27 protein-coding genes and 1 tRNA gene are annotated in these 24198 nt (G+C 50.3%); 12 read left to right on the forward strand and 16 right to left on the reverse strand.

The genetic code is table 11. The features are described 5' to 3' along the window. Positions 1 to 141: 141 nt before the first annotated feature. From ACTRXD_RS15640 to rplI, 5 genes are all read right to left on the reverse strand, one after another. Positions 142 to 819, reverse strand: a complete 678-nt coding sequence (locus tag ACTRXD_RS15640; protein WP_312745883.1) for a response regulator transcription factor — start codon at positions 817 to 819, stop codon at positions 142 to 144. Beyond that, positions 803 to 1939, reverse strand: a complete 1137-nt coding sequence (locus ACTRXD_RS15645) for a histidine kinase (protein ID WP_442432712.1) — start codon at positions 1937 to 1939, stop codon at positions 803 to 805. The genes ACTRXD_RS15640 and ACTRXD_RS15645 overlap by 17 nt, the downstream gene beginning before the upstream one ends. A gap of 126 nt (positions 1940 to 2065) precedes the next feature. Continuing rightward, entirely contained in the window at positions 2066 to 2530 is a 465-nt protein-coding gene (gene nrdR / locus ACTRXD_RS15650) for a transcriptional regulator NrdR (protein ID WP_312745877.1), read from the reverse strand. A gap of 45 nt (positions 2531 to 2575) precedes the next feature. Then, positions 2576 to 3838, reverse strand: coding sequence for a serine hydroxymethyltransferase (gene glyA, locus ACTRXD_RS15655; RefSeq protein ID WP_312640022.1), 1263 nt, complete (start codon positions 3836 to 3838; stop codon positions 2576 to 2578). Between the two features lie 3 nt (positions 3839 to 3841). Next, a complete protein-coding gene (gene rplI, locus ACTRXD_RS15660; RefSeq protein WP_442432713.1) occupies positions 3842 to 4351 on the reverse strand; it encodes a 50S ribosomal protein L9 in 510 nt (169 codons plus the stop codon). A 336-nt stretch (positions 4352 to 4687) separates the two neighbouring features. Here rplI and ACTRXD_RS15665 point away from each other — a divergent pair, with 336 nt between their 5' ends. The 5 genes from ACTRXD_RS15665 to ACTRXD_RS15685 all read left to right on the forward strand — a co-directional run bounded on the left by ACTRXD_RS15665 (position 4688) and on the right by ACTRXD_RS15685 (position 7848). Further along, complete coding sequence (locus ACTRXD_RS15665) at positions 4688 to 5200, forward strand: hypothetical protein (protein WP_442432714.1); 513 nt, start codon at positions 4688 to 4690, stop codon at positions 5198 to 5200. Between the two features lie 5 nt (positions 5201 to 5205). Continuing rightward, the gene (locus tag ACTRXD_RS15670; RefSeq protein WP_442432715.1) at positions 5206 to 6717 is read left to right on the forward strand and encodes a hypothetical protein; all 1512 of its coding nucleotides are present in this window, start codon (positions 5206 to 5208) and stop codon (positions 6715 to 6717) included. 145 nt (positions 6718 to 6862) lie between these two features. Further along, a tRNA-Leu gene (locus ACTRXD_RS15675) sits at positions 6863 to 6949 on the forward strand. A gap of 131 nt (positions 6950 to 7080) precedes the next feature. Beyond that, a complete protein-coding gene (locus ACTRXD_RS15680) occupies positions 7081 to 7365 on the forward strand; it encodes a hypothetical protein (protein WP_442432716.1) in 285 nt (94 codons plus the stop codon). Between the two features lie 303 nt (positions 7366 to 7668). Then, positions 7669 to 7848, forward strand: coding sequence for a hypothetical protein (locus ACTRXD_RS15685; RefSeq protein ID WP_442432717.1), 180 nt, complete (start codon positions 7669 to 7671; stop codon positions 7846 to 7848). Between the two features lie 153 nt (positions 7849 to 8001). Here the strand turns inward: ACTRXD_RS15685 and ACTRXD_RS15690 are convergent, their stop codons facing one another. The 5 genes from ACTRXD_RS15690 to ACTRXD_RS15710 form a co-directional block, all read right to left on the reverse strand. After that, on the reverse strand, positions 8002 to 9924 hold the full coding sequence (locus ACTRXD_RS15690; RefSeq protein ID WP_442432718.1) for a sodium:solute symporter family protein: 1923 nt from the start codon (positions 9922 to 9924) through the stop codon (positions 8002 to 8004). Positions 9925 to 9978: 54 nt separating this feature from the next. Further along, positions 9979 to 10389 carry a hypothetical protein gene (locus ACTRXD_RS15695; protein WP_442432719.1) on the reverse strand — a complete coding sequence of 137 codons (411 nt, stop codon included), beginning with the start codon at positions 10387 to 10389 and terminating at the stop codon, positions 9979 to 9981. After that, positions 10386 to 10880, reverse strand: a complete 495-nt coding sequence (locus tag ACTRXD_RS15700; RefSeq protein ID WP_442432720.1) for a gamma-glutamylcyclotransferase family protein — start codon at positions 10878 to 10880, stop codon at positions 10386 to 10388. The genes ACTRXD_RS15695 and ACTRXD_RS15700 overlap by 4 nt, the downstream gene beginning before the upstream one ends. A gap of 67 nt (positions 10881 to 10947) precedes the next feature. After that, positions 10948 to 12252 carry an NTP/NDP exchange transporter gene (locus ACTRXD_RS15705; RefSeq protein ID WP_442432721.1) on the reverse strand — a complete coding sequence of 435 codons (1305 nt, stop codon included), beginning with the start codon at positions 12250 to 12252 and terminating at the stop codon, positions 10948 to 10950. A 522-nt stretch (positions 12253 to 12774) separates the two neighbouring features. Beyond that, positions 12775 to 13380, reverse strand: a complete 606-nt coding sequence (locus ACTRXD_RS15710) for a hypothetical protein (protein WP_442432722.1) — start codon at positions 13378 to 13380, stop codon at positions 12775 to 12777. A gap of 600 nt (positions 13381 to 13980) precedes the next feature. On the opposite strand from ACTRXD_RS15710, the gene ACTRXD_RS15715 reads away from it, so the two are divergent. The 3 genes from ACTRXD_RS15715 to ACTRXD_RS15725 all read left to right on the forward strand — a co-directional run bounded on the left by ACTRXD_RS15715 (position 13981) and on the right by ACTRXD_RS15725 (position 16072). After that, complete coding sequence (locus ACTRXD_RS15715; protein WP_442432723.1) at positions 13981 to 14577, forward strand: hypothetical protein; 597 nt, start codon at positions 13981 to 13983, stop codon at positions 14575 to 14577. After that, the gene (locus ACTRXD_RS15720; RefSeq protein ID WP_442432724.1) at positions 14564 to 15523 is read left to right on the forward strand and encodes a hypothetical protein; all 960 of its coding nucleotides are present in this window, start codon (positions 14564 to 14566) and stop codon (positions 15521 to 15523) included. The genes ACTRXD_RS15715 and ACTRXD_RS15720 overlap by 14 nt, the downstream gene beginning before the upstream one ends. A gap of 114 nt (positions 15524 to 15637) precedes the next feature. After that, complete coding sequence (locus ACTRXD_RS15725) at positions 15638 to 16072, forward strand: thiol-disulfide oxidoreductase DCC family protein (protein ID WP_442432725.1); 435 nt, start codon at positions 15638 to 15640, stop codon at positions 16070 to 16072. A 26-nt stretch (positions 16073 to 16098) separates the two neighbouring features. On the opposite strand, the gene ACTRXD_RS15730 is transcribed toward ACTRXD_RS15725, so the two are convergent. Then, positions 16099 to 16962 (reverse strand): metallophosphoesterase family protein, encoded by an 864-nt coding sequence (locus ACTRXD_RS15730; RefSeq protein WP_442432726.1) that lies wholly within the window; start codon positions 16960 to 16962, stop codon positions 16099 to 16101. 279 nt (positions 16963 to 17241) lie between these two features. Between ACTRXD_RS15730 and ACTRXD_RS15735 the strand changes: the two genes are divergently transcribed. Both ACTRXD_RS15735 and msrA read left to right on the forward strand, forming a co-directional pair. Further along, on the forward strand, positions 17242 to 17874 hold the full coding sequence (locus tag ACTRXD_RS15735) for a transglutaminase-like domain-containing protein (RefSeq protein WP_442432727.1): 633 nt from the start codon (positions 17242 to 17244) through the stop codon (positions 17872 to 17874). Further along, the gene (gene msrA, locus ACTRXD_RS15740; protein WP_442432728.1) at positions 17867 to 18433 is read left to right on the forward strand and encodes a peptide-methionine (S)-S-oxide reductase MsrA; all 567 of its coding nucleotides are present in this window, start codon (positions 17867 to 17869) and stop codon (positions 18431 to 18433) included. The genes ACTRXD_RS15735 and msrA overlap by 8 nt, the downstream gene beginning before the upstream one ends. A gap of 36 nt (positions 18434 to 18469) precedes the next feature. Here msrA and ACTRXD_RS15745 read toward each other — a convergent pair whose 3' ends face one another. Continuing rightward, positions 18470 to 18853: a hypothetical protein gene (locus ACTRXD_RS15745; protein WP_442432729.1), complete on the reverse strand. Its 384-nt coding sequence runs from the start codon at positions 18851 to 18853 to the stop codon at positions 18470 to 18472. Positions 18854 to 19075: 222 nt separating this feature from the next. Here ACTRXD_RS15745 and ACTRXD_RS15750 point away from each other — a divergent pair, with 222 nt between their 5' ends. Next, complete coding sequence (locus ACTRXD_RS15750; protein ID WP_442432730.1) at positions 19076 to 19393, forward strand: hypothetical protein; 318 nt, start codon at positions 19076 to 19078, stop codon at positions 19391 to 19393. Between the two features lie 26 nt (positions 19394 to 19419). Here ACTRXD_RS15750 and ACTRXD_RS15755 read toward each other — a convergent pair whose 3' ends face one another. The 3 genes from ACTRXD_RS15755 to ACTRXD_RS15765 all read right to left on the reverse strand — a co-directional run bounded on the left by ACTRXD_RS15755 (position 19420) and on the right by ACTRXD_RS15765 (position 21634). Then, positions 19420 to 19899 carry a CDP-archaeol synthase gene (locus ACTRXD_RS15755; RefSeq protein WP_442432731.1) on the reverse strand — a complete coding sequence of 160 codons (480 nt, stop codon included), beginning with the start codon at positions 19897 to 19899 and terminating at the stop codon, positions 19420 to 19422. A gap of 110 nt (positions 19900 to 20009) precedes the next feature. Further along, on the reverse strand, positions 20010 to 20840 hold the full coding sequence (gene ttcA / locus ACTRXD_RS15760) for a tRNA 2-thiocytidine(32) synthetase TtcA (protein ID WP_442432732.1): 831 nt from the start codon (positions 20838 to 20840) through the stop codon (positions 20010 to 20012). Positions 20841 to 21076: 236 nt separating this feature from the next. Next, positions 21077 to 21634 carry a hypothetical protein gene (locus ACTRXD_RS15765; RefSeq protein WP_442432733.1) on the reverse strand — a complete coding sequence of 186 codons (558 nt, stop codon included), beginning with the start codon at positions 21632 to 21634 and terminating at the stop codon, positions 21077 to 21079. A gap of 352 nt (positions 21635 to 21986) precedes the next feature. Between ACTRXD_RS15765 and ACTRXD_RS15770 the strand changes: the two genes are divergently transcribed. Then, entirely contained in the window at positions 21987 to 22178 is a 192-nt protein-coding gene (locus tag ACTRXD_RS15770; protein ID WP_442432734.1) for a YgaP family membrane protein, read from the forward strand. A 148-nt stretch (positions 22179 to 22326) separates the two neighbouring features. On the opposite strand, the gene ACTRXD_RS15775 is transcribed toward ACTRXD_RS15770, so the two are convergent. Next, positions 22327 to 24144 carry an OPT family oligopeptide transporter gene (locus tag ACTRXD_RS15775; RefSeq protein ID WP_442432735.1) on the reverse strand — a complete coding sequence of 606 codons (1818 nt, stop codon included), beginning with the start codon at positions 24142 to 24144 and terminating at the stop codon, positions 22327 to 22329. Between the last annotated feature and the right edge of the window lie 54 nt (positions 24145 to 24198).

Consider the following 24198-nt stretch of genomic DNA (forward strand, 5'->3'; position numbering starts at 1 on the left):
GCGTGGAATCTATGCTACAACAGGGGACACCAAATCTTCACTCACCCGTCAACCAAAACGGGGAAAGACCAGAGGCATCAAAGAAGTATAAAAAAGTTATCAGAATTTATATCAGTTCCCAACATTTTCATTCATTTACTGTTACATCTTGCGAGGTTCGAGTTCGATGATGCCTTTGCGAATGGCCAGGATGGCCGCTTGAGTTCGATCAAACACATGCAATTTATGAAAGATATTGCGGACATGATTTTTGACCGTCTTTTCACTGAGATCCAGGACGTTCGCAATCTCCTTATTGGTTTTTCCATCCGCCACTAATTGCAACACGGTGATTTCACGGTCGGTGAGATCGTGTTCCAAAATTCCCCGTTTTTTGCCTTTGCCTTCAGACAACAAAGAAAACTCCACCAGAATTTTACTGGCCACCGATGGATGAATAAGAGACTCACCACGGGCAATAGTTCGAATCGCAGCCACAATTTGCGCCGAATCACTATCTTTGAGTAAATACCCGGTGGCTCCGGCTCGCACCAGATCAAAAATGTATTGCTGTTCTTCGTACATCGTCAGGGCCACCACCCCGATGTGAGGAAATTCCCGTTTAATAATTCGCGTGGCTTCCACCCCCGTCATTCCAGGCATACTGACATCCATGAGAATCACATCCGGCATAAGCTGTCGGGTCTGTTCGACGGCCTCTCCTCCATCTTTCGCTTCCCCCACCACCTGGATATCGTCCTTTGTTTCCAGAATCGCACATAATCCTTCACGCACCACACGATGATCATCAACAATGAGGACTTTAGTCGTTTTGGGCATAAGGCACCTTTTCCTTTAATACCAGAGGAATGAAAATTTCAACTTTTGTGCCGGTGCCGGGTTTCGACACCCACTGCACGTTTCCGCCTAACATTCTCGCCCGTTCCGTCATACTTCTTACTCCGAAATGATCCCATTTTTCAGGATTCTGCCCCTCTGCCTTGACGTCAAAGCCCTGGCCATTATCAGAAACGGTGGCTTTCAAGACATCTTTCTTGAGCAGGACTTTTACGATCACCTTGGTCGCTCCGGCATGTTTGGCCACATTGCTTAATGCTTCCTGGACCATGCGAAAAACAAAGACTTTCGCTTTCGGATCCAGTTGGGATTCATCCCCACTCCCATCAAACTCAGTCCGTATCCGGTGCTCCCTTTCATAGGCCTTCAGATAATTTGACAACGCGGGAATAAAGGCTAAATGATCATATTGACCCGGGCGAAGATTATAAACCACCTCCCTGGCCTCCTGAATGGCATGCTTCAATTGTACGGTCGTCTGATTGAGCATCGTCAAACATTTGGGAGGATCCTCTGCCACCAATTCACGGACACGCTCCATTTTCAGGCTCACTCCCACCAGGGTTTGCACCAGACCATCATGGATCTCACAGGCAATGCGTGTCCGCTCCTCATCCACTGCCCCTTCGGCTTCCTCTTTGACATACAAACGAAACAGCGATTGATACCGGGTGAGGGTATTTTCGATTTCGGCAGAGGCCCGGATTCGGGCTTCAATCAATTGCCACATAAACTTGGCGCTCGCGCCCCCCACCAACGCCAAGTGTGGGGCATGCGACTCAAGCAGGGTCTTCTCCACATCGGGATCGCCCGTTACGTCAATCACCAGATCCACATCTTTGATCTTGAGCAAATCTTGATAGCGGCGAAGGACAGGAATCCCGATTTTTTTAGCGAGACGAACGCCCATGGTGTGCGGACGGATTTCACTCAACCCAACCACGGTCACCAAGGGATCCTCCGCAAAAATCTCCATGAGTGCGGTACCACCATGGCCCCCACCAATAATCGCCACCCGGCTGGAGGTCACTTTTGCCTTTGGTCGCCGGGCGCTACGTTTGGTGATGCGTGGGGAACGGGGGGAGGGTTTGGGGGATGGCATAGACACCCACTTTCATGATCGGAATAGGTTGAAGATCTTTCCGAAGAGAAGATCTCTACCCTTGTCACGTTATGACGCGGACAAAACAGGGGGACTCGCTATTCGCCACAGACAAATGAGCATAACTCAGGACATCCTGGTGTCTTGGGTTAAGGCCCGAATGGTATCCATAAATTGATCGATGTCTTTAAATTCCCGATACACCGAGGCAAATCGAACATACGCGACGGGATCCAATTCTTTTAAGGCCCGCATGACTTCTTCCCCGACGGTTCGGCTTGGAACTTCTGTTTCTCCAAGGTCCTGAATACGTTTTTCAATCCGATCAACCGCCGCACCTAACGCTCCAATACTGACCGGCCGTTTTTCGCAGGCCTTTTTGAGTCCTGCTAAAATTTTGGCCCGATCAAACGGCTCTCGCCGATTGTCTTTTTTGACCACCATCGGCAAATTTTCTTCGATTCGTTCGTAGGTGGTGAACCGCCGCTTACAGCCTAAACATTCGCGACGACGCCTGATCACTTCTCCTTCACGTGCGGTCCGCGAATCAATGACCTTATCTTCTAATTGGTCGCAAAAAGGACATTTCACGAAAGAGCGGCCCTTACCTTAAGGATGGAAGGCGGTGGAGGAAGGTTAGTATGGATGAAAGATCGGAAATCGTGAGCACAGGTCTTTGACATCCCGCAGAATCCGTTTATGAAGAGACGCTTCCTGAGAATGTTGGATGACCTCATCCATCCAGGAGAGAATCTGCTCCATCTCGGGTTTCTGCATGCCACGAGTTGAAACCGTCGGCGTGCCAATACGAATGCCGCTTGCGACAGCCGGTGGTTTTTCATCAAACGGCACCGCATTCTTGTTGACCACAATGCCGGAGGCATTTAGAGCGGCTTCGGCTTCTTTTCCTGTCACGCCTTTGGATGTCAGATTCAAGAGGAACAAATGATTTTCGGTCCCACCAGACACCACTCGATATCCCCGCTTCAAAAAGCCCTCAGCCAACTCCTTGGCGTTCGCCAGCACTTGTTGTTGATAGGTTTTAAAGCCTGGTGACAGGGCTTCTTTAAAAGCCACCGCTTTGGCTGCAATGACATGCATGAGCGGTCCACCCTGCGTTCCAGGGAACACCATTTTGTCAACAGCTTTGGCATGTTCTTCTTTGCACATAATCATCCCGGAGCGTGGGCCTCGCAACGTTTTATGGGTCGTGGTGGTGACAAAGTCAGCATAGGGAACCGGGCTTGGATGCAATCCGACTGCAATCAAACCCGCGATGTGGGCAATATCAACAAGAAGGTACGCACCAACCGATTTCGCTATGGCCTGAAAACGAGGGAAGTCAATAATTTTGGAATACGCGCTGGCACCGACAACAATCATACGAGGGCGGACTTCCTGAGCCTGCCTCTCTACCACATCATAATTGATCTCCTCAGTTTCCCGATCTACTCCATAGGAAAACGCCTGAAACAGTTTTCCTGAAAAACTTACACGGCTGCCGTGGGTAAGATGCCCACCATGGGCCAGATCCATCCCTAAGATGGTATCTCCTGTTTTTAGGACCGAAAGATACGCCGCCATATTGGCTTGGGAACCCGAGTGGGGTTGAACATTCACATGCTCGCACCCGAAAATTTCTTTGGCTCTCGCAATGGCTAAATCCTCGACCGTATCCACATGTTGGCATCCGCCGTAGTATCGCCGGCCGGAATACCCCTCCGCGTATTTATTGGTCATCAAACAGCCCTGGGCCCCCAGAACTGCGGGACTGGCGTAATTTTCCGACGCGATAAGAACTAAGTTTTCCCGCTGCCTTTTTTCTTCAGCCCGGATAGCCGCATACACCTCATAATCAGTGTCACGGATCGCTTTGAGTGTTCCGACGGAATGTCTCATCGCTTACTCGTCGACCGCTTCATTGGCCTGATCTTTATCTGAGCCCCCTTCAGGGGTAGCCTCTTCTGCAGCTTTCTTCACAAGGGTCACATTAATCTTGGGAACCACATCCCGATGAAGCTTGATGGCAACCGAAAAGGTTCCCAACTCCTTGAGAGGCTGTGGCAAGTGAATTTTTCTTCGGTCCACCTCAACGCCTTGAGCAGCCAATCGTTCGGCCACATCTTTGGATGTCACAGACCCGAACAGCTTGTCGTCCTTTCCGGTCTGCACTTCAAATGTCAGGGAGATTTTTGACAGATTCTTCCCCGACTCGCCTAAAGACTCCAATTCTTTTTTGGCCTTTTGGTCGATCTGCCGCTTGATATGCTGCAACAGTTTGACCTGTCGCTCTTCAGCTACGACCGCTTTTTTTCTCGGGAGCAAATAGTTCCGCGCATACCCTTTCGCCACCGTCAACACATCTCCCAAATACCCTAAACCTTCTACATTTTCCTGCAAAATAACCTTCATAAAACACGTCTCCTTAGCCTAGCGAATAAGGGAAACATCTTAAGACTGGGTGTAGAAAAAGTCAATGTAATTGCCGAATATATCATAGAATATGCTTCTCCTTCATAATCGGTGGTCAACCAACAGGCATGCTTCCGGTAACCAGACAATTCCATAGAGAATTTTGCAACAACCCGTTCGAAAATATGCTATGCTCCTCCATACTTACTAAATATTAACACTTAAGCATTACCCTGATTGTCCAGGCTCAAAACTGACCCTATCGACACATCACAGCCAAGGTAAACGATCAGATTGCTTTTTCATTTGCCATACTCTCGGCCTCGGAATAGTGAGATGATGAACCACCTCCACCCACGTCAGCTTCAAACCAACCTGCTTTTCAATCTTCTCCTTCTCACCCTATTTGCCCTTGGTCTCTTAGTCTTTCCTCAATTAACCATTGCCGAAGAAGGAATGAAGGACGAAGAAGGACTCGCACTCCAACCATTCTCGGACCTCAACCTTCGCTTTTCCAATCGGCCGCTCACCCCACCTGACTCACTCATTGTCCAAACCATTCCACTCACCGGACTCTCTGTCGCCCGCCCTTTTGTCGCCCCGAACCCACAAGCGGTAATTTTTGAGGATGATCACCGACAACGGGTCGCCGTTCTCTCGACCGATACCTCCGGGGCGCTCATACTCTATTTACTTGAGCCTCTCCCTCTTGATCCCAAGCTACCCGCCCTGTTTGAATGTGCACACAATCGAGGGTGTGAGGCTGATCGAACTCCACTCACCGGAGGATTGGGATGTCTCGCCCTCTGTATCAAGGAACTCCTGGAACTGTCAGCACTTAATCAATAATTTTCATGAAACTCTACGATCTTCTCAATTTAGCCACCATCCAACTCAACAGCGAACGGGAAGTCGCCATGAGCCGTGGATTAGACGCACCTTTGGAGATCGCCCAAGCCCGACACCTCCGCACGGTCGGCTCCCTTCACCTCTATAGTTGTGATGTTCCCCCTGGAAGTACCTTCCTACCCGACATCCCGGTGACATTGTTGCCGGGCAACGATATGGAACCGACCGAAGGCTATCTCATGGGGTGGCAAAATGGATCGCTCATACTCCAAACATTTGATCACGTCGGCCAAACCCTCAATCGGTGCACCCTCATTCCCGACACATCGGGGTTCCTCGAAACCGGGGCCACACGGTTGTCCGACATGGCCAGCAAACCTGATTCCTTTACACTTGGGCCTGCCGAACGATTGGTGCCCTGGCTGGACCCTGAACCGCTCTCCCATCAAACGGCAGCAAGAGACTGCATCCCGACCACAGTGCTGACGACTATCTGGGGAGACACACGGCAAACACGCTGGACAAAGCTGACGACATTAATCGTGGATCAGGTTCGGAAAAATAAACGAATTCTCCTGGTGGCTCCGGATCATCACACAGTTGATGAATTAACTGGTGCGGTCGCACACGCCTTAAAAATGGCGGCCTTGCCCTACCGAAGTTTGCTCTGCCGGTATGAACTACCTTTAGTAAAAGATGCGGGAGGGATGCTGCTCCAGGACTTTGGCTTTGAAGCACAGATGTCCCATTTTTTTGCCAAGGCCAACGCCAAGAAAGTCTCCTTACGAAAAAAATATGACCGGTTCAGGGAACTAACTCCCATTCTGGCCTACAAACGCGACAAGCAAAAAGATCTGAACGAAGTAAAATTACTGGAATGGCGATTACTCACACAGCTCAGTGACTGGCAAGGGAAAGTCAAAAATATCGATAAAACTGTCCGGGACTATGAGGCCCTTCCCATTTGGACACGGATGAGTATGCAGGTGGCGGGCAAGAACATCGAGACCCTGGCCGAATACCGGGAAATTTACCAAGGCAAAATCCTTGGACTCATGAAAGAAGTCGAAGTAGCACAAACGCGAATTAAAGAATTAATCCCTGAAGCGACCGTTCCTAAAAACCTGCGACCGGAATACGATGAATTAAAAGAAGAAATCAAACGATTGGGCGGCACCAAAAAAATTCGGGAAATGCTGGCCGCTGGAGAAGGCACCAACCGCCAAGCCTTCGCACAAAACAAACGTATAATGACCTGCACCCCGGGCCGCATCCTTACCGACCCGCTCTTCCGAAAAGTCCCGTTTGATTTACTGGTCATTGATGATGCCCCACGCATCCCTGCATCTCTTTTGCTTGCTGCCACTGGTACCATTCGTGAGCGAATCATTCTCAGTGGTGACACCTCCGACCTGCTACCTGGAGAACCGGGGACAACATCTACTCCTGGCCGCTGGCCACAAGCCTTTCTGGAAACCCTTCTGGGTCCTTCACCCCAACCCACCAGCGTAGGATAACTTTACGAACAGTTCCCTCATTCTTGTAACGCCGATGTCTCATTCAGGAAGAATGACTTGAGAGGAATGCATACAAGAGAACCTCAACAACGGAATAACGACAACTTGACCGCATTTCTATAAAAGATGATAATCGCACTCACGTGCCGAAGTGGCGGAACTGGCAGACGCACTAGATTCAGGGTCTAGCGCCCTCCGGGGTGTGCGGGTTCAAATCCCGCCTTCGGCACCATCTCTTATATCTTTTGTTTTTACGGGTCTTCTTATAGCAATCCTTCTTCAACACGTTGCTTGATAGGTTTAAACTTAGGAATTATGAGAATTGCGGGAGAAAAGAATTCCGTTGTACATAGGAGGAACAGTATGAAATCAGGAATACTTTTAACATTCTTCGGACTAATTCTTTTCCCGGTATTTGCTCTGGCCCAGGGTGGTGAAAACATGGAGCCGAAGTGCCAAAAATTAGCGCATGAATTTGCAGAAAATCCAGAATCTCTCAATGAAATGCAACTCAGGCAGCTACAATTCTGCGTGACTCACACCATCGAACAGCGCTATAAAACCGATCCTCCGGATCTACTCAGAGGGACAATCATTGAGCCTCCCGTTTCTACAGAAAACCCAGACTTGAAAACTCCCACTCCATAAAAAAATCCAGAGGGCCAACAATTAAAAAAATACTCCTGCCCCTTCCAGGAGAGCATCAAAAATTCCCCACGTCACAAAAGACAAAAGTCCGCTTTGGCTCCTAACCACGACATCCCTACCTTTCCTGCTGTCCGTTGCATGAAATCCTTCAACGTCGCTGGACATCCTTTCCAGATAGGTCCCGTTATTTACCGGGTTAGACATGAGTCATCTAGAAATATTTGACACGACTTTTGACGAATGGAACGCATCCCTCCGTCTCAGTAATCTGGCAAATAACCAATATTAAACCGGGAGGCAGTGATGTGGATAGATGAAATGGATACGATTCAAACCTGGGTGAATGGCGAAGAAATTATCCTCAAAAAAATTGGCAGAGAATATTCGTACCGCCCAGCAAATGAGACCGGAGATTGGGTAAAGGGACTTCCAGATGGGATGGTGTGGGCGGATGCTCAAACCCTCTTTGAAGACTCCCTATAACCATTCTTTTCTTTTCTCTTCACTTCGTCCGGCCAGAGATCCCATTTCCTTCAGAATACGAGTGGTCCTCCATTTGAAACTCCCCGGAATACGGACTACGATCTTTATTGCATGGCGTTCGAAGCCACAACCATGGTTGCTCCTCTGCATTCTCTATTGGGTCTGCGTCACAGAATCAGATTGACGAAAACCGACGGTGATCCAAATGGGAATTAAGAGGATTCCCAGGAGCAAGAGTCCGGTAATCCATGCCCCACGCCAGGGCATCCATCCGGGGGCAGGACTTCCCACCAGCCAGGTTCCGATACCGGTAAGCAAACAGAAGATGGACAATGCCGTAAGCCCCATGGCCATAATCGCCCGCCAAAATCGCCGAACCCCATTTCGCTGCCCAGATTGAACCCGCAGTTCGATGGGTCCCCAGAATCCCGGAGGACGTGCACGCCGGTAAAAGGTCTCCAAACGATCGAGATCTTCCGGTCCGGTGAACCAGGACACGGCGACACCAATCGCACCGGCTCCTAGGCCCATGATCAACAACCGCATTTCCTCTTGCTGTCCTGGAAGTGCCCACAGTAACAGGGGGGCCATAAGCACAGAAGCCGCAATACAGGCTAATTCGCCCCATGCCGTAATTCGCCACCAGATCCACCGAAGCACCAACACCACGCCCATTCCCGCTCCCAGCAACAAACTGATTTGCCAGGCAGTTTGAATCGATGACAACCACGGAAGAATGCAAAGGGCAATCAAGAGAATCAGCAGGTTACTCGCACGTGCAACCCAAACCAGTGCACGTTGCGAAGGTTCGCGCTTGAGCCAACCCTCACAAATAAACCGGCGATAAATATCATTCGTCCAATAAGACGCCCCCCAATTCAAATGCGTATCGACCGTGGAGGCCAAGGCCGCCAACATTCCGACGACCATCAACCCTTTAATTCCTGGCGGTAACAGTTCATGAATGCCTTGCACAAAGGTAAATTCGCGAGCCGCAATGAACTGAGGGCCTATCATTCCCGGTGGGGGTGGAAAAATCACCAGTAATCCCAGGGCCAATGGCAACCAGATCAAACTCCGAAGCCCAACTTGGGCCACGGTAAACACCACCGAAGCGACTCGCGCATCGTGATCGCTACGGCATGCCATGGATCGTTGAGCCAAATATCCTGTCCCATCCGCATTCATTTGTAAGAGCCATTGAAAACCATAGACCAGCAACACCATCATGGTCGCATCCCTGGCACCGAAGGGAGTAAAAGCCAGAATCTCATTCCCGGTCAGTGGATACCCACCCACCACCGAAAACTGTTTCTGAATGTGTTGAGTCAAGGACGCCAAGCCTCCCACGTGATCCACTACCACCCAGGCAAATGCGCCGCTGGCAACGATCCCGATTCCAAATTGCACTAGATCTGTGGCGACGACACTTCGTAGTCCGCCGGTGGTGGAATACAACACCGTCACAGACACAATGGCCCCGATCGACAAAAGATTATTGGCCGAACGCACCCACACATTGTCCGCCTCCAACCCGCCAACGGTAAAAGGGACCCCTCCCCATTTCACCATGTGAACGAACACATCAAAAAATCCGGCAGGAAGCCATTGATCCCAAAGAAGAAAAGGTTCAGCGAGGCGAGTGGCCGCCAACAGCACCATCGCGAGCACCGTGCAATTGACGATGGTGCCGAAATAAATGGCTTTGATGCCCCGGAGCGCCGACGCCGCACCGTGGCCATATCGCACCTCCGTCAGCTCGGCATCGGTGAGCACCCCTACCCGCCGCCAGCTCGGAGCCAGGAGAAACCCCATCAGGAGAAAGGCCAAGGCAAAAATCCACAAGCGCCACAACGCGAAAATGCCGGCCGTAGCCACCAACCCTGTAACAAGCAGTGGAGTGTCAGCCGCAAACTGTGTGGCCGCCATGCTTAATCCGGCCTTCCATCCCGAAAGACTGCGTCCTGCAAGAAAATATTCTTCCAGATTTTGGGATGCGACCGCTCGCTCTCGAAACCCCGCTTGCAGGGCATAGAGAATAAAAACGGCAAGAATCGCCCAATCCCATCCAGTCATAATTTTTGGCTCATCATGATTGGGTGTGCTGTCAAAAAAGATGCATTCAGTCTATTAAACAATGTTCCCGAATTTCCAACCAACCACCGGCAACGTTACTCCACATACCACAAGAACAAATCCAAGCCCCGTCACACCCCATCCGACGAGCGTGGCCCGATCTCCTAACATGACCGGCGTCTCTGCCCCAAATCCCATCCCCGCTGGAGGCCACTGCTGAGTGAGACGAATTCGTGACCCAAGGTACATAACATAGGCGCCCATTCCCACTGCAGGCATTCCTGCCAGCATGGTCACGACCAACAGCAACATCCTGATTTGATGACCCGTGGATTCCGTCAGTGGAATGTCCGGCTGGGTAACCTCTGAAAGATACTCCATTGTGAAATAGACCAAGGCCCCGCCAAAAACAAGCAACGTCACCAGCATCAGCAGCAGGAACGGTCGATTGGAAGACTTCATCATGCCTGAGAGGTCTGCGAAAAATCCGTTAACTTCCACAACGTCTGCTTGGAGCTTTCCGATAAGCCCTGGGAAGTGATCGTTTCATAAAACACGCGACACCGACTCACATATCCATCCAAATGGACATCCCTAAACCAATCCATCTGCCACAGTTCTGAAGAAAGCAGATGTTGCTGTGCGACGGGTAAGACATAAGCATGAGCCGTCATTGTTGAGCCATCTGGCCTGTAGACCTCAAGCAATTCCCTGCGATAGACCGGGTCTTCAAACCGGTCCAAGAGCTCCCAAGTTTGATGACGCATTGAGGTATATACACGACCCCTTGTCAGAGCGCCTTCCCGGGCCACCATTCCCGGATAAATACGGTCCCTAAACCGAAACTGGGCGAACCCCTGCGCTTCCGCTTCCACCCATGGCAACGCCAGGCCCGTCACCGCTTCCATCACTTCGGGAAATTGCAACGTCCCATAAGTAAACAGGGCATCATTCATCTCATGACTCCAATCGAATGACCTCTGATGATCGGTCTGAAGGAGGGCTTTCTTTCAATAACAAACCTCATCGTCGCCGGATCGCTTCGTGTCGTCGCCCAAGCCACACACCCGTGGCAAACCATAGACCCGCAATGGGCAGAGCCGCAAATGCCATGTGGGACAAAGTCATTCCCCAGGTATGAAAGACGGAGACAATCCCGGTCCCCGCCATATCGGCACCTCGATGAACGACCGTATCAATCACATTTTTCGCCTGATATTTTTCTTCACGGGAAACGACGGTAAACAGGGTTTCTCGCGTCGGCTTGGTGATGGAAAATTCTCCCGCACGCCGCAGGACACCAAATCCGATCAAGACCGGCAGGACGGTCACTAAACCAAACACCCCAAATCCAATCAATGATACCAGTGGCATGACAGCCAACATGATCACGACGCCAAACCGCGTCAACAGCCAGCCTGTCGCGAAAAACTGGAGCGTGAACGCGAACACATTGATCCCAAGATCCACCGATGCAAACAATTGCATGCGATCTTCCGAACTCGGCATGACTTGCGGAATTAATATGGTTTGCTGCGAATACAGGAAGGTGGACAGAATTGAATAACACATGAGATAGAGGGCAATACCTTTCAAATAGGGCGAGCGAACAATGCATACCACTCCTACCCATAAGCTGGGAGGAGTGCCTTCAGGATTCCTGATGGAAGAAAGGTGTCGGTTTCCCAAATCAATCCCGTGATGGACGTGATACCATTTTAACAACGCCATAATGCATCCCACCGCGATCAATAAGAAGATCGCTGACACCAAGAGTAACCCGGAAACCCCGACCCCTTTTACCGCCATTGCGGTGATAAACGGCCCTGTCATGGCGCCAAGACTGCCTCCTGCGGAAATACAACCAAAGAGTCGCCGAGCCGCATCAGTGGGAAACACATCGGCCATAAAACTCCAAAACACCGACACGACGAATAAATTAAACACACTCAACCATACAAAAAAGATGGGCCCAAAGGCTTGCAACCCGACTCCACTTTGCAAAGCCACAAAAAATGCCAAAAGATTCAGGATGAAAAACACATAGACCGTTGGCAATAATCGACGAATCGGAAAATGCCCCGCGACCCATCCAAACATCGGGATCACGGCTAACATTGTGATGAACACCACTGAGAATAACCACGGGAGATTATGAGCCCCCGAGAGCACTCCCATTTCATCGCGAACCGGTCGCAGGATGTAGTAGGCCGCCAGCACACAAAAAAAATAGACAAACGACCAGATGAGCGCAGGGAGTTCATCCCGGTCAACCGGCACCACCCGGCCGATCGACCAATAAAGAAATTGTTTAGAAGATTTCGCCATTCTGTAGAAATTCGTCTTGGTCACTATAACTGAGGCGCATTGATGGGTACATTATGGGAGTGTTGAACAATTAAGATTTTCAAGGGCAAATTTGCCCAGGATTAGATTACTCATCAAGGACTCAGGGTCGGTTCAAAAAAGCATGCCCTGAGTCTTCCCGAAGGGTCCGTCCAGCAAGGCCGCAGCCGTTTTTTCGCGCGGAGCGTACGCTGAGTACATGAGCACGGAAAAATGGCGAGAACGCCGCTGGCGGCTTTTTTCAACAGACCCATTATGACGAATGCCGTCCTGAGAGTCTTCAGGCGACGTACCTCATATCGCCCAACCATGCGTTTTGATTCCCATCAATAACTTTTAAGGAAAAGGGAAATGGGACTTACAATGGAGAGGAATCGCAGTGATCGCCATCAAAAGAAAAGCTCAGAAACGATCTTTCACAATACCCTTCAGGATTTTCTGAAACCACCACATCATGATCGGGAGGTAGAACCCCCAGGGCTTGAAATTAACCGAAGATTACAGTTAGTGGGAAGGGGAGAAGGATAGGAGGTGGGTGATTTTAGGATGATCTAGGATAGCTTGCACATGAGCCAAAAGCTCCTCCTGGTCTTGGGATCGATCAACTCGCTGATGAATGACGCATGCCACCGTATTCAACGCGGCGTGCAGCGTTTGGGAGGGTGCGGCAGTTGGAGAAGAGCCGAGGTGTCCCAACGAGCCGAAGGAAGGCTTACAATTAGCACCCGAATTATCCGGCCATTCCTTCTGTGCGGCCAGAAGAGAATGACGAGGCCGTTGTTGTAGGTCAGCCAGCATGTGCTCAAGATCACCCAGAATAAGGTCAAGATGCTCTGCCTGACATTCTTCAGACAACGCACGAACATAAATATCCTCGCGACCCCTGGAATCTAAATGAATGCGGTAGCGACCCCTGCTAAAATTCCCTACAGACTCATCTATGAAATGAAACTGCCGGCAAAGGGTATCTCGTAAGGCATTTGACGGTGATGATTCCAACCCAACCGAGTCGTTGCGAGTCAGGCCCTGATCCGGCCCTGATATCTCCCTATACTGGAGAACCCCCTGTCGAAATTCTTCGAGACGATCAATGAACACACCTACTGTCATTAAGTCTCACTCCTTACCTATTGTAACATTTGACCGCACATGTGGACGCTCTGAGGGCAAAGACCCACTTCAATCCACACATTGGATCCAGGCCAACCTAAGGTGAAGCACCACTTAAACTAGAGAAAACATTGCGACAGGAACAACTAGAGCAGATCACCGAGGACGCACCATCTTCCTGCGATATAGTGTCTTTAACATAGAAATCATCAACGGCACAAGTCAACCAAGATTACAGTCCCAAATCTTTAAATTTCGAATCCCAATCTTAAAGACCACACTAAAAATGAGCCAATCGACTCCAGCGATATAGAAACCCGGACAGGACGACTCGCGAAATTCCTACTGCTCACCCGTTCTATCCCGGAATATATGAGGATTAGTCCGCACTTCTTTCTTTCTATTCTCAGAGAAAATCGACAACAAGCCCCTTCCCTCTCCATTCGCTAATCACACGAACAATATTTTTTCGTAACCTTCTCACTATTGAGTTCTCTCACCTTTCTTAAGATAATGGGCTTTTCCGTCACTTGGACCTTCACCTCAAGGGGGAGACACCCACATGAATACCCCGCTCAATAACTCGCAAGGAAGGTTTGCGTGAGCAAGCGGACCATCACCCTGATTCTTGTTGTCTACTTGGTCATCATTTGGGGGGCAGTCATATTTCGAATCGATTACTTTCCCCTAACCTGGGTCCCCATGTATAGCGTGTACGAGCCCCGCGAAACCATTTCCGTCAAAGTATGGGACAAAGACCAATATCGAAAAGGCCTCAAAGTCACGTATCGGGACGGGGAAACCGGTTACGTATCCTCTAAGGATCTCAATATTCCCAAACCGAATTTTCGACGATTATATTATTCGAGAATATTTGGCACCGCCCCCCCCAAACATAAGCAGGGAAATATTGAATTGGGGACGATGAACCAATGGGTCCGCGGATTAGAGGAAGATGAACCTCGGTTTGAGGTTGATTGGGAATGGCGAATGTTTTGGACCCTCAACAAAACGCTTCAATTTGAACCTGGCGACCCAAAATTCATCACCCGCATTGAATCCTCCCATCAAAAACGAGTGTACAAAAAAGCGGACTTATTAAAGGGCGATACCCACAAGGTCGAGATTCAAACAAACACGGTCGTGATCGAATGGCATGACGAATGGCTGCCAAGGTGGGAACATGGCATTCTGTAACCTCATCAGCCGTGGCTGGAATCAATTTTTCTTTAGAGGATTTTCGGGGGAAAGCCTTGGTCTGTTGCGGATGTATATTGGATGCGGACTGCTGTTTTTCCACACGTATCAATTCGCCACAGTTCTGACTCTCAACCCGATCGGCTCCAGAAATTATTTCCTGGACCCCATTTGGTATTTTCATCTGCTTGGGATTCAATACCATATCCCGGCCCTGTCGTTTATCGTCTATGCACTCCTAATGACCGCCACGGTCGGCATGATCATGGGGAAATGGACCCGAACATCAATTCTTATCGTTATCCTCTGTATTTTTTATTTAAAGGGGGTGAGAGACAGCTTTAGCGGGGACGTCCATCATCGCTATATCATTCCCATGCAAATGCTTTTCCTATTTCTGCTCTCCAGGTGCGGAGACGTCCATTCTCGTGACTCACGCCATGGCACACACCCTCCCCTCCAGGAATGGGAGGCCAGTTGGCCCATTAAAATGATGCAACTCTATGTCGCTCTATTTTATTTTTGGAGTGTCATTGCCAAAGTGCGGGTCAGCGGATGGGAATGGTTTTCCGGCGAAGGCCGAATCCAGGAGGTGTTGATCAAACGTTCTGTCCGATGGGGCATGACAGGCGAAGGGGAACTGGTCAAAAATAGCTTAAGCTTCGAGCTGGCCCAACGCCCAGACCTTATTCAGATTTTCTCCCATCTGGTGCTCGCGTTTGAACTGGGATTCCCATTGATCCTCTTCATTCAATCGGTCAAGCTGCGGGCCTTCTTTCTGTCCGGCGTCATTATTTTCCACATTTCTTCCTTTATCCTTATGGATGTCAATTTTTTGTTAATCCCGTTTGTCTATCTCATTTTTTTCGATCTTGTTCCCATCCATCAATGGCTCCAAGTCCATGCATGGCGATTCTTCAAGCGTCGGCCTTCCATGGCTGGTTAGGCCCTACCACCTTAGAAAACCGGTATGGTTTTCATGTATTATAAAATGAGGGAAGTTGTTCATTGCCGACCGACCGACACAAAGTAAAGCGCAATCAGAGAAAAGGGCACGGACGTGAAACAGGGATCTTCCTTACCATTTCATGACTGGGGCAAGCACGAGAAGGTGATTGTCTTTGACGGGGTGTGTAATTTTTGCAATGCGTTTGTCAATTTTGTGCTTGAGCGGGATTCCCGAGGATTATTTAAATTCGGAACGCTTCAATCCCAACCGGCGCAGGAAATTCTCACTCACCTTCATCTTTCGACCCAGGATTATGAAACCTTTTTACTGCTGGAACACGGGAAGGTCTTCACAAAATCCACTGCCGCTCTCAAAATTTTTCGCAGCCTTCCTGGAGCTTGGCCCTGGCTGTATGCCTTCATCATCATTCCCCGGCCGTTTCGCGATACGGTGTACAGTTTCATCGCCCGGCATCGCTATCAGTGGATGGGAAAATCCGACTCGTGCCGCGTGCCCACTCCAAACGAACGGACCAGATTTATTTAGCGGGACCTGATGGCCTTCCGGAGGCATCAGTTTCTACCGACCGCGCCTCCCTCACCCTCACCGCCTTCTACCAACATTGATTGGGGAAACAGTTCCTCAAGGTCGAGGCTCTCTTGAATACACGGAGCACCATATTCGGCAGAACCCGTCAGAACCCGCAGATTTGGCCGCAGGTGAACGGTCCCCGCATGATGGGTGTGGCCACACAAGACGGTGATTTGACAATCCGGTCGTTCTCGCGACACATTCAACAACACCTCGCCAACTGCCTGGCAGGCAAAATAAGGAAGCCAATCATCGTTTCCCATTTTCCCCTGATACCAGCAGGCTTCTTTAAATGGCGGGACATGCGTCAGGCAAATGACGCGCTGATATGATGACAGGGCCTCATCCAATCGATCCCGCAAATAGCAAGCCGCCTCATCTCCCAACGCATGGAGTTTGCGTAACACCGCCTCCCGATCTAAATCCTGAAAATCCGCGATCAACTCCTGATCACTGAGTCTGACCGGGGACAGATGATAGTTTCCATAGCGCCCGTCTCCCCATCCGTCATGTCCCACCATCGCCGTCGTCGGAGTCAATTCGACCAACCCCGATGTCGAAAGATAGGTGAGTCCTGGCTGACTCTGACACCAGCATTTCACATCATTTCGAATTTGGGAAATCGAACCATAGTAAAAATCATGATTCCCCAGGACGAAATACAATGGCACGTGAATGGCTTGACGCATTTCATGGAGCAGATGGGTCAACGATGGAGCCTCAGCAATGTCTCCGGTCACAAACACGACGTCCGGCTGTTGAGCACGAACGGACGAAAAAAATACGTCCCGTCCCTCGACATCCAGAAAATTCAAGTGAATGTCCGTGGCCCACACGACCCGCATATAACTTGCTCCTCTTCTCACTACTCAACAATCCGAAAGAAAATCGCCCAAGCCTATAAAGGGGCCGAACAAAAAGTAAAGGGAAGAAGGGGAAAAAGTCACTCTTGCCTATTCACCCGTCCAACCAGCAGTGGCCCCAAAAAGCAGGGCGTGGTATAAACTCAGGTGACCGGACAGATCGATCGCACGGCTTCAGTCTTTTGCTTCTTGAGTTTATGCGGGCAATGCTTGGCACTCTTCATGATGAATTCCGGCACTAAACGTTCCAAGATAGAAACCATGCAGAAATACCTTGAATCAACCTATTATATCGATTGGCACACGGCAAACATTCTCAGTCTTGCACGGGAATTGTCGGAGACCTGCCAAGATTCCCTTCAATTTGCCAGGGTCTGCTTTCAGTTTGTGCGTGACAACATTCAACATAGCTTTGACTATGCTCTCAACCCCGTGACATGCAAAGCCTCCGACGTTCTCAAACATGGGACAGGCTATTGTTATGCAAAAAGCCATTTACTCGCCGCATTACTTCGAGTCCATGGCATTCCAACAGGTCTGTGCTATCAACGATTAACCATTGCACACAATTCACCACCATTTTGTTTACATGGGCTCAATGTCTTGTATTTAAAAGAGTTCGGGTGGTATCGGGTGGATGCACGCGGCAACAAGGCCGGAGTTAATACATCTTTTTGTCCACCAGTGGAGCAACTCGCATTTCCGATCAGGACTGAGGGGGAAGCTGATGTACCGGGAATATGGGCTGAACCGCTCCCTGAAGTCATCTCCGTACTTGAAAATAGTACAAACTATCAAGCTGTCGCAGAAAATCTACCGGATTTGGAAATTGTGGGAGAAAAATTCTCTTCTTACTTACATGACGACTCATTTAAAGGAGTAACGCATGTCTGACTCGGCCATAGCCCCCTCAACAGGAAAAGAACTCGCCACATTGGGTGGCGGCTGCTTCTGGTGCCTCGAAGCGGTATTCGATCAGGTGAAGGGTGTCGAGTCCGTAGAATCCGGCTATATGGGCGGTAGTCGCCCCAATCCAACTTATGAGGCCGTCTGCAGCGGAAACACGGGACATGCCGAAGTGATACAAATTACCTTTAATCCCGGTATCATCACATACCGGGAACTCCTGGAAATCTTTTTCGGCATCCATGACCCCACCACCCTGAACCGACAAGGGAATGATGCGGGCACCCAATATCGCTCCGCCATTTTCACCCATTCATCAGCACAAGACACGATCGCACACGAGGTCATTCGCTCCCTAACGGAAGCCAAGTTGTTCGACGATCCCATTGTGACTCAGGTGGAACCCGCGTCACCCTATTACATGGCCGAAGCCTATCACCAGGAATATTTTGTGCAGAACCCGTCACAACCTTACTGCGCCTACCTCATTAACCCCAAAGTGGCAAAGTTCCGGCAACGCTTTTCAGACAAGCTCAAACCCTCCTGAGCGCCTGGAGATAAAGGGCGTTGGGGGTCGTCCTGCTCAGCGACCAGAGGAGAGCTGCAAAAGTGTGTCCCGCAGGCCACCCCACAGGTCCGGTTGTAAGGTCACCTGATGGGAATACACCATAACCGGTTTCCCCGGAACGCAAAAGGGTGGACCAGTCTTCTCAAGGCCAACCGGTTCCGCAATCATACCCCCCTCTGAGGGAGGGCCCATTTGCTGAACCACTAATTGTACCCGTGGCTCGAGAACACACATCGCCGAATACGTTCCAATCTCCTCATTTTTGGAACCCATTATCCGTACACGATGGCGATCCGTGGCAAACACCACGTCACCAACTTTGGCAGGCCCATCCGGGCCCATGGAATAGAGAAAAACCGGCACGATGAGAACGGCGAAAACCGCGAATCCAATCGACATGAGGGGTGTCCGGGAATTGCCTGAAGATGCTTCTTCAGATGAGGGATCTACATTCATTTCCACACCGGGATCTCAGTACGGTGGCCTCGCTGTCCCTGATACATCCAGGCCTCATTCCATGGACCATGACATGAGGCACATACCGGAGCCATCCTCTCTTCCACTAAGACTGCCAAATACGTCCATCTCGCAGTGGAAGGAGAACGTCAAGGAAGCGCTCCTATGACCTTTGAGGAATTACGAACCCGTTGGCCATGGCGGCCCATTCCAAATTGTCCGGGGCGGCTTGTCCTCCCCAGGCTGGAGACTCCCGTTTCCTTCGAAATGCTACTCGGCATGCCATGTTCCCCTCAAGCCTTTTCCAGCCATCAGGCCAAAGATCGAATACTCGTCTGGCCGCTACAAGATGGTGGCCTTATTACCTACGAACAGCCGGATGGACGCTTAATTCATACCCTCAACACACCTTCCGGCTTTAGCCGGAAACTTGGCCAATTGGGGATTTCCCTTCCCAAGACCAAAAATCTTTCCAAGGAATAAGCTCTGCAGCGGGAACACAGAATGAATTAATGCGGATTTTTACGAATCCGGAATCTGTATAAAATCGGAGAAATAAACAGTTCGATCACCATAAACGCACCCGCAGTGGCCAGTATGCCCATAGCCGATAACGACAGGGGTCCCCACAGCCCCAACAGGGGAAAAAGGCTTTCCGGAATTTGATCCAAGCCCAAGGCCATCCCTCCTGAGGCATAACCCAACCGTCGCTTGATAAAACTAGAGAGGCAGTCGCCGGTCATCGCTAACCCTCCAGTCAGCATGCCTATCTCCCATGGCATAGCCAGAACATCCGCCGCCAGAACCGTGCCCACCAATGAGAAAGCCACACCTCGATAGGTTTTCGATGGCCCCAACAACGGCTGCCCATCGAAGAAGGTCGCTCCCGCATCAAGAGGAGCACTCCAACGCCCTTTCATAAGCAGTCGCCCAAAAATCGGGGCGGCATTGGCCGCCATAATTAACAAAAAAGCCTGAAGATAGACCATTATGATGTCCGGCAAAAACCGCACACACAGGAAAGGCGAGGAAAGACACACGATGGAATAAGATCTGGCAGGTCGGTCATTATTCGCACGGGAACCATTGTCAGGCCCATCTACGATTCGGGCTCGCGAAAAGTCTCAAAATCAAATATTCGCCGATCGAGGAGATGACTGGGTATGACCTTGGACAAGGCCGCAAACACACTGTCACCCGAGCCGGGATACCGGGTATCCCATTCCTGAAGCAGGGCCTTCACTTCTTTGCGTTTCAAATTTTCCTGTGAACCGCACAGGTCGCAGGGAATGATGGGAAAGTTTCTCATTTCCGCATAGCGGGCCAGTTCGGCTTCCTTCACATATGCCAATGGGCGGATCACCACATGTTGTCCGTCATCAGATCTCAATTTCGGCGGCATGCTTTTGAGAGTTCCGTTGAATAACATGTTCAACAACAAGGTCTCCATCATATCGTTGCGATGATGGCCAAGAGCAATCTTGGTCGCGCCCAACCGTTCCGCCAAACCGTACAGGATGCCACGACGCAACCGTGAACAAAGCGAGCAGGTCGTCTCACCTTCGGGAATCAGCCGTTTCACCACCGAATACGTATCGCGTTCTTCAATATGAAACGGCACACCAAGCCTCGTGAGATAATCCGGAAGCACATGCTCAGGAAATCCCGGTTGTTTCTGATCCAAATTCACCGCAATCAGTTCATAGGACACCGGAGCACGAGACTGCATGGACATCAACACGTCCAACATCGCATAACTATCCTTCCCCCCGGAAAGGCACACCATGACCTTATCACCTGCTTCAATCATGTTGAAATCGGCCACGGCCTGCCCTACCATTCGGCACAAACGGGTATGAAGCTTCTCGCTGGATCCGGTTAGATGGGACAAGGGTTGAATGGGTTGAATGGGTTGAATATTCTGCAACATATCTTCGTCTCTACTCCTCATTGCTAAAAAGGATGTATTCGTTATAATTTACAGGGACGTGCAACACCCCCTGCAATCGGCCCGATTACCGCATTCTACCCTCGGAAACCGTAAAAGAGATAGACAGTTAGAGGCGGGACCAACCCAACGTAATGCTGGAAAGAACAGATGAAGACCTGTTCAGGCAACAGATGGGGTTAGGGAAGTGGGACCGGCTGAAGAGGGACCAGGCATCATCAGATCTTTCGTTTTGTTTTTCCCGTCTTGGACGGGTGACCTGCTCCCCAAGCGGCAGTATCGACCAACGATAAGACTTGAGACGCTAAACTGGCTTCACGACCATAAAATCCCTTGGTATGAAAAGAGTCTTTCAGACCTAAACAATCATAATCCAAATGATGACACAGTTCATGCAGCAACGTGCGCAAAAACGTGCGAAAAGCGACGACTTGATGCCGCTTGGCCGTGCGCATCCACACTTGAATACGCGGGATCCGCCGTCCTTCCATGGGATAATACAAGCCATACAGTTCCATCCTGGGATTGGAAGGTCGGATATCCAACAATTCAAATCGAATGGGACGAATATGGAGTTGGCTCGTTAGCCTATTCAGAAGGCGTTGAGTCCATTTTTGCGTGCGCAAATGACTCTCGGCCTGTAAAGCTTCAAATATTTTTCGTAAGACCGGTCGAACGACAGAGACATTGGGCAATTGAAAATCCGACACCTTGTCGCTTGCCCGATAGATCCGCTTCGCCTTGGCGTTAAGCTGGTGATAATAGCCGAAAGGCATGTCTTGGTCTCCATTCTGCTTAGTGAAGGTCTAAAAGCATCCCAAAGAGTAGCACCCCTTGAACCTGCCGGAAAAGACGGGAGATCTACTGAGGTAAATGATGAAATTATTGTTTATTTACAATGCATTGCCTACCAATTAATCAACTTTAAATTCACGAGAAAAAGTAGATTAAAATACGTATTTTTCGAAAAAGCACACGGAGTTAGACTCCTCCCATGCGCTCTCATTTCAAGAACCATAACGACTAAAAAAGTGACGAATTGATAACCACCCGGAAAAAATCTTCTCCGGTAAAAAAGAAACCCGGAAAACCATAGACGAATGTTTCAACAAAACAGGAGGAGGGAAGATGAAGCGAAAACGCCAACTCCATGACGGAATCGCCGGCGCGCTCATTACGGCAGGCGTCGCACTCGGATACTACGTGAATCCTTTATGGTTGTTACTTCCGGGAATTCTAGGAGTCACACTGTTGCAAAGCGGATTCACTGGATTTTGCCCTGTCTATTTTGTTCTCGACAGAACCTGTTCTGAGCAATAGGAGGAGGTCAGATATCCGCTGGGAATGGTCAGACATGACCAGGTGTGGTTTTTGGAGAAAAAATGAGAAGCCGGCTTGGAAGTTGTGAGACCACAGCTAGGGCATAACGACTTTTAAACATCTCGGTGGGCTTTTTATTTGGATCAGGTCAAAATAATATTTTAACCAGAACACTGGCGACACCTGCGAGACTTTCACCAGCAACAAGCCCGGCGGCCAGTGCCATCACAAATCGTTCCGCCCAGGTCTTCGCATACCTCATCAAAAAGGCTCCAAGAAGGGCACCGAGAAAAAGGGACAGAGAGTTCCAGGCAGGAATGACAAACGCCAGTCCCATCGTCGAGGCGCTGGGGATCCATCGGCTAATGGATGGTGGGACAGATTGATCGAGGACCACCATCCCCACGCCTAGTAAACCCGCAATGCTCATGGCCAACAGACTTCCTGGAGGAATAGCCTCTGTACCGAGTTGAAAGACTTCCGCGACGGCCTTCCAGGTTGCCACGGCAGGCGCCGGCCATTCGATGGTTAACAACATGGATTGAGGATCAGGGATGAGCACCAGATACACCGCGCTGCCCACAAGAGAGCCGGTTAACACTCCGAAAATTTGTGCCAGAGCTTGAAAGCGCGGCGAGGCGCCCAGGAGCAGACCAGTCTTCAGGTCGTGGAGGAGATCTGCGCATTGACCGGCCGCTCCACCGGTGACGTTGGCCGCCATCAGATTGTTCGTGACATTACCCGGAATGAGAAAACCAAACGTGAGTTGCGTAACTTTCCCCATGGCGCCGATTGGCGTAATCCCGGTTTCCCCCGAGACCCGTCCCGCCACGATGGCCAACACAAAAGAGAGAAGAACCGCAAGGACCGCAATACCAATGGAAATATTGAATAACGTCATCTGGGTCATCACCGCAAAGACCAAAGCAATACACAGTCCAATCACAAACCATTGACGTGGAATGACAAAGGGATCATTCGGGGTTAAAAGGGATACCGGGGGTTTTCGAGAAAACAAGGTGCCGGTCACCATGGTCCCCCAGGAGCAGGCAAACGACGTGAGCGAGGCCATGACCATCAGGGTCACCCCCGGCCAGAGCAACCATTCCACCAGAGGTCCGAACCAATAGCCGTCCGGCGTCAGATGTTCCGCAGGAATCCAGCCTTGCGTTAAGACCCAAGGACCAATGATGCCCCAGGCAAGGATCGCTCCAATCAGCAGAGAGAGTCCGGCGCGAAGCCCGATAATGGCCCCAAAGCCCACCATCAAAAGTGAGGGATCGAGAACGAATCCAAGATTTGAAAGGGACACAGTGGATAACCCGGCCTTGTTGAGCGCTCCCTTAAGTGGAATGGCCAGACCCGTTGCTATTTTAGGGATGGTCAGAATAGTTTCGTTGAAAATTTTTACGATCCCGGCAATCCCACCAGCCGTAAGAAGAACTTTCACGCGAGCCAGGGCTTCCCCCCCTTTCCCATAGATTTCCCTCACGGTTTCTGCTGTGGCCACGCCGGCGGGAAACGGCAATCGGTCACGAATAAGCATTTGTTGTCGGAGACCGACCGCGACCACAATACCAATCAGGCTGACGGAAAAGACCCATACAGAGAGCAGGGACCAAGGTAATTGCTCGCCCGTCAACATGGCCAAGGCGGGAATCGGAGCCACCAGCCCTGATGAGATAATGGATGCAGCCGAAGAGGCCGTGGTTTGATTGATATTATTTTCGAGAAGCCCCCAGCGCTCGGTTTGAGCGGTGGTTTCGAATATTTTCCAAAACGCATAACTGAGCAAGGCTGCCGTGATGGACATATTAAATGTCCATCCAATCTTCAACCCGCTATAGATATTGCAGGGGGTGAGGAGCGCTCCTAAGACCATACCGGTGGCAATGGCACGAAGCGTCAACTGTGGATGAGTCGTATTGGGTGGGGGAAAGGCAGAAGTGGGTGGACGAGAAGACATCAAACCAGACAGGGAAATGAGGAGAACATCCCCAAAGGGGGTGCATCGAACATC

The organism is Nitrospira sp. T9, assembly GCF_052156535.1.
Classification (GTDB): Bacteria; Nitrospirota; Nitrospiria; order Nitrospirales; family UBA8639; genus Nitrospira_E.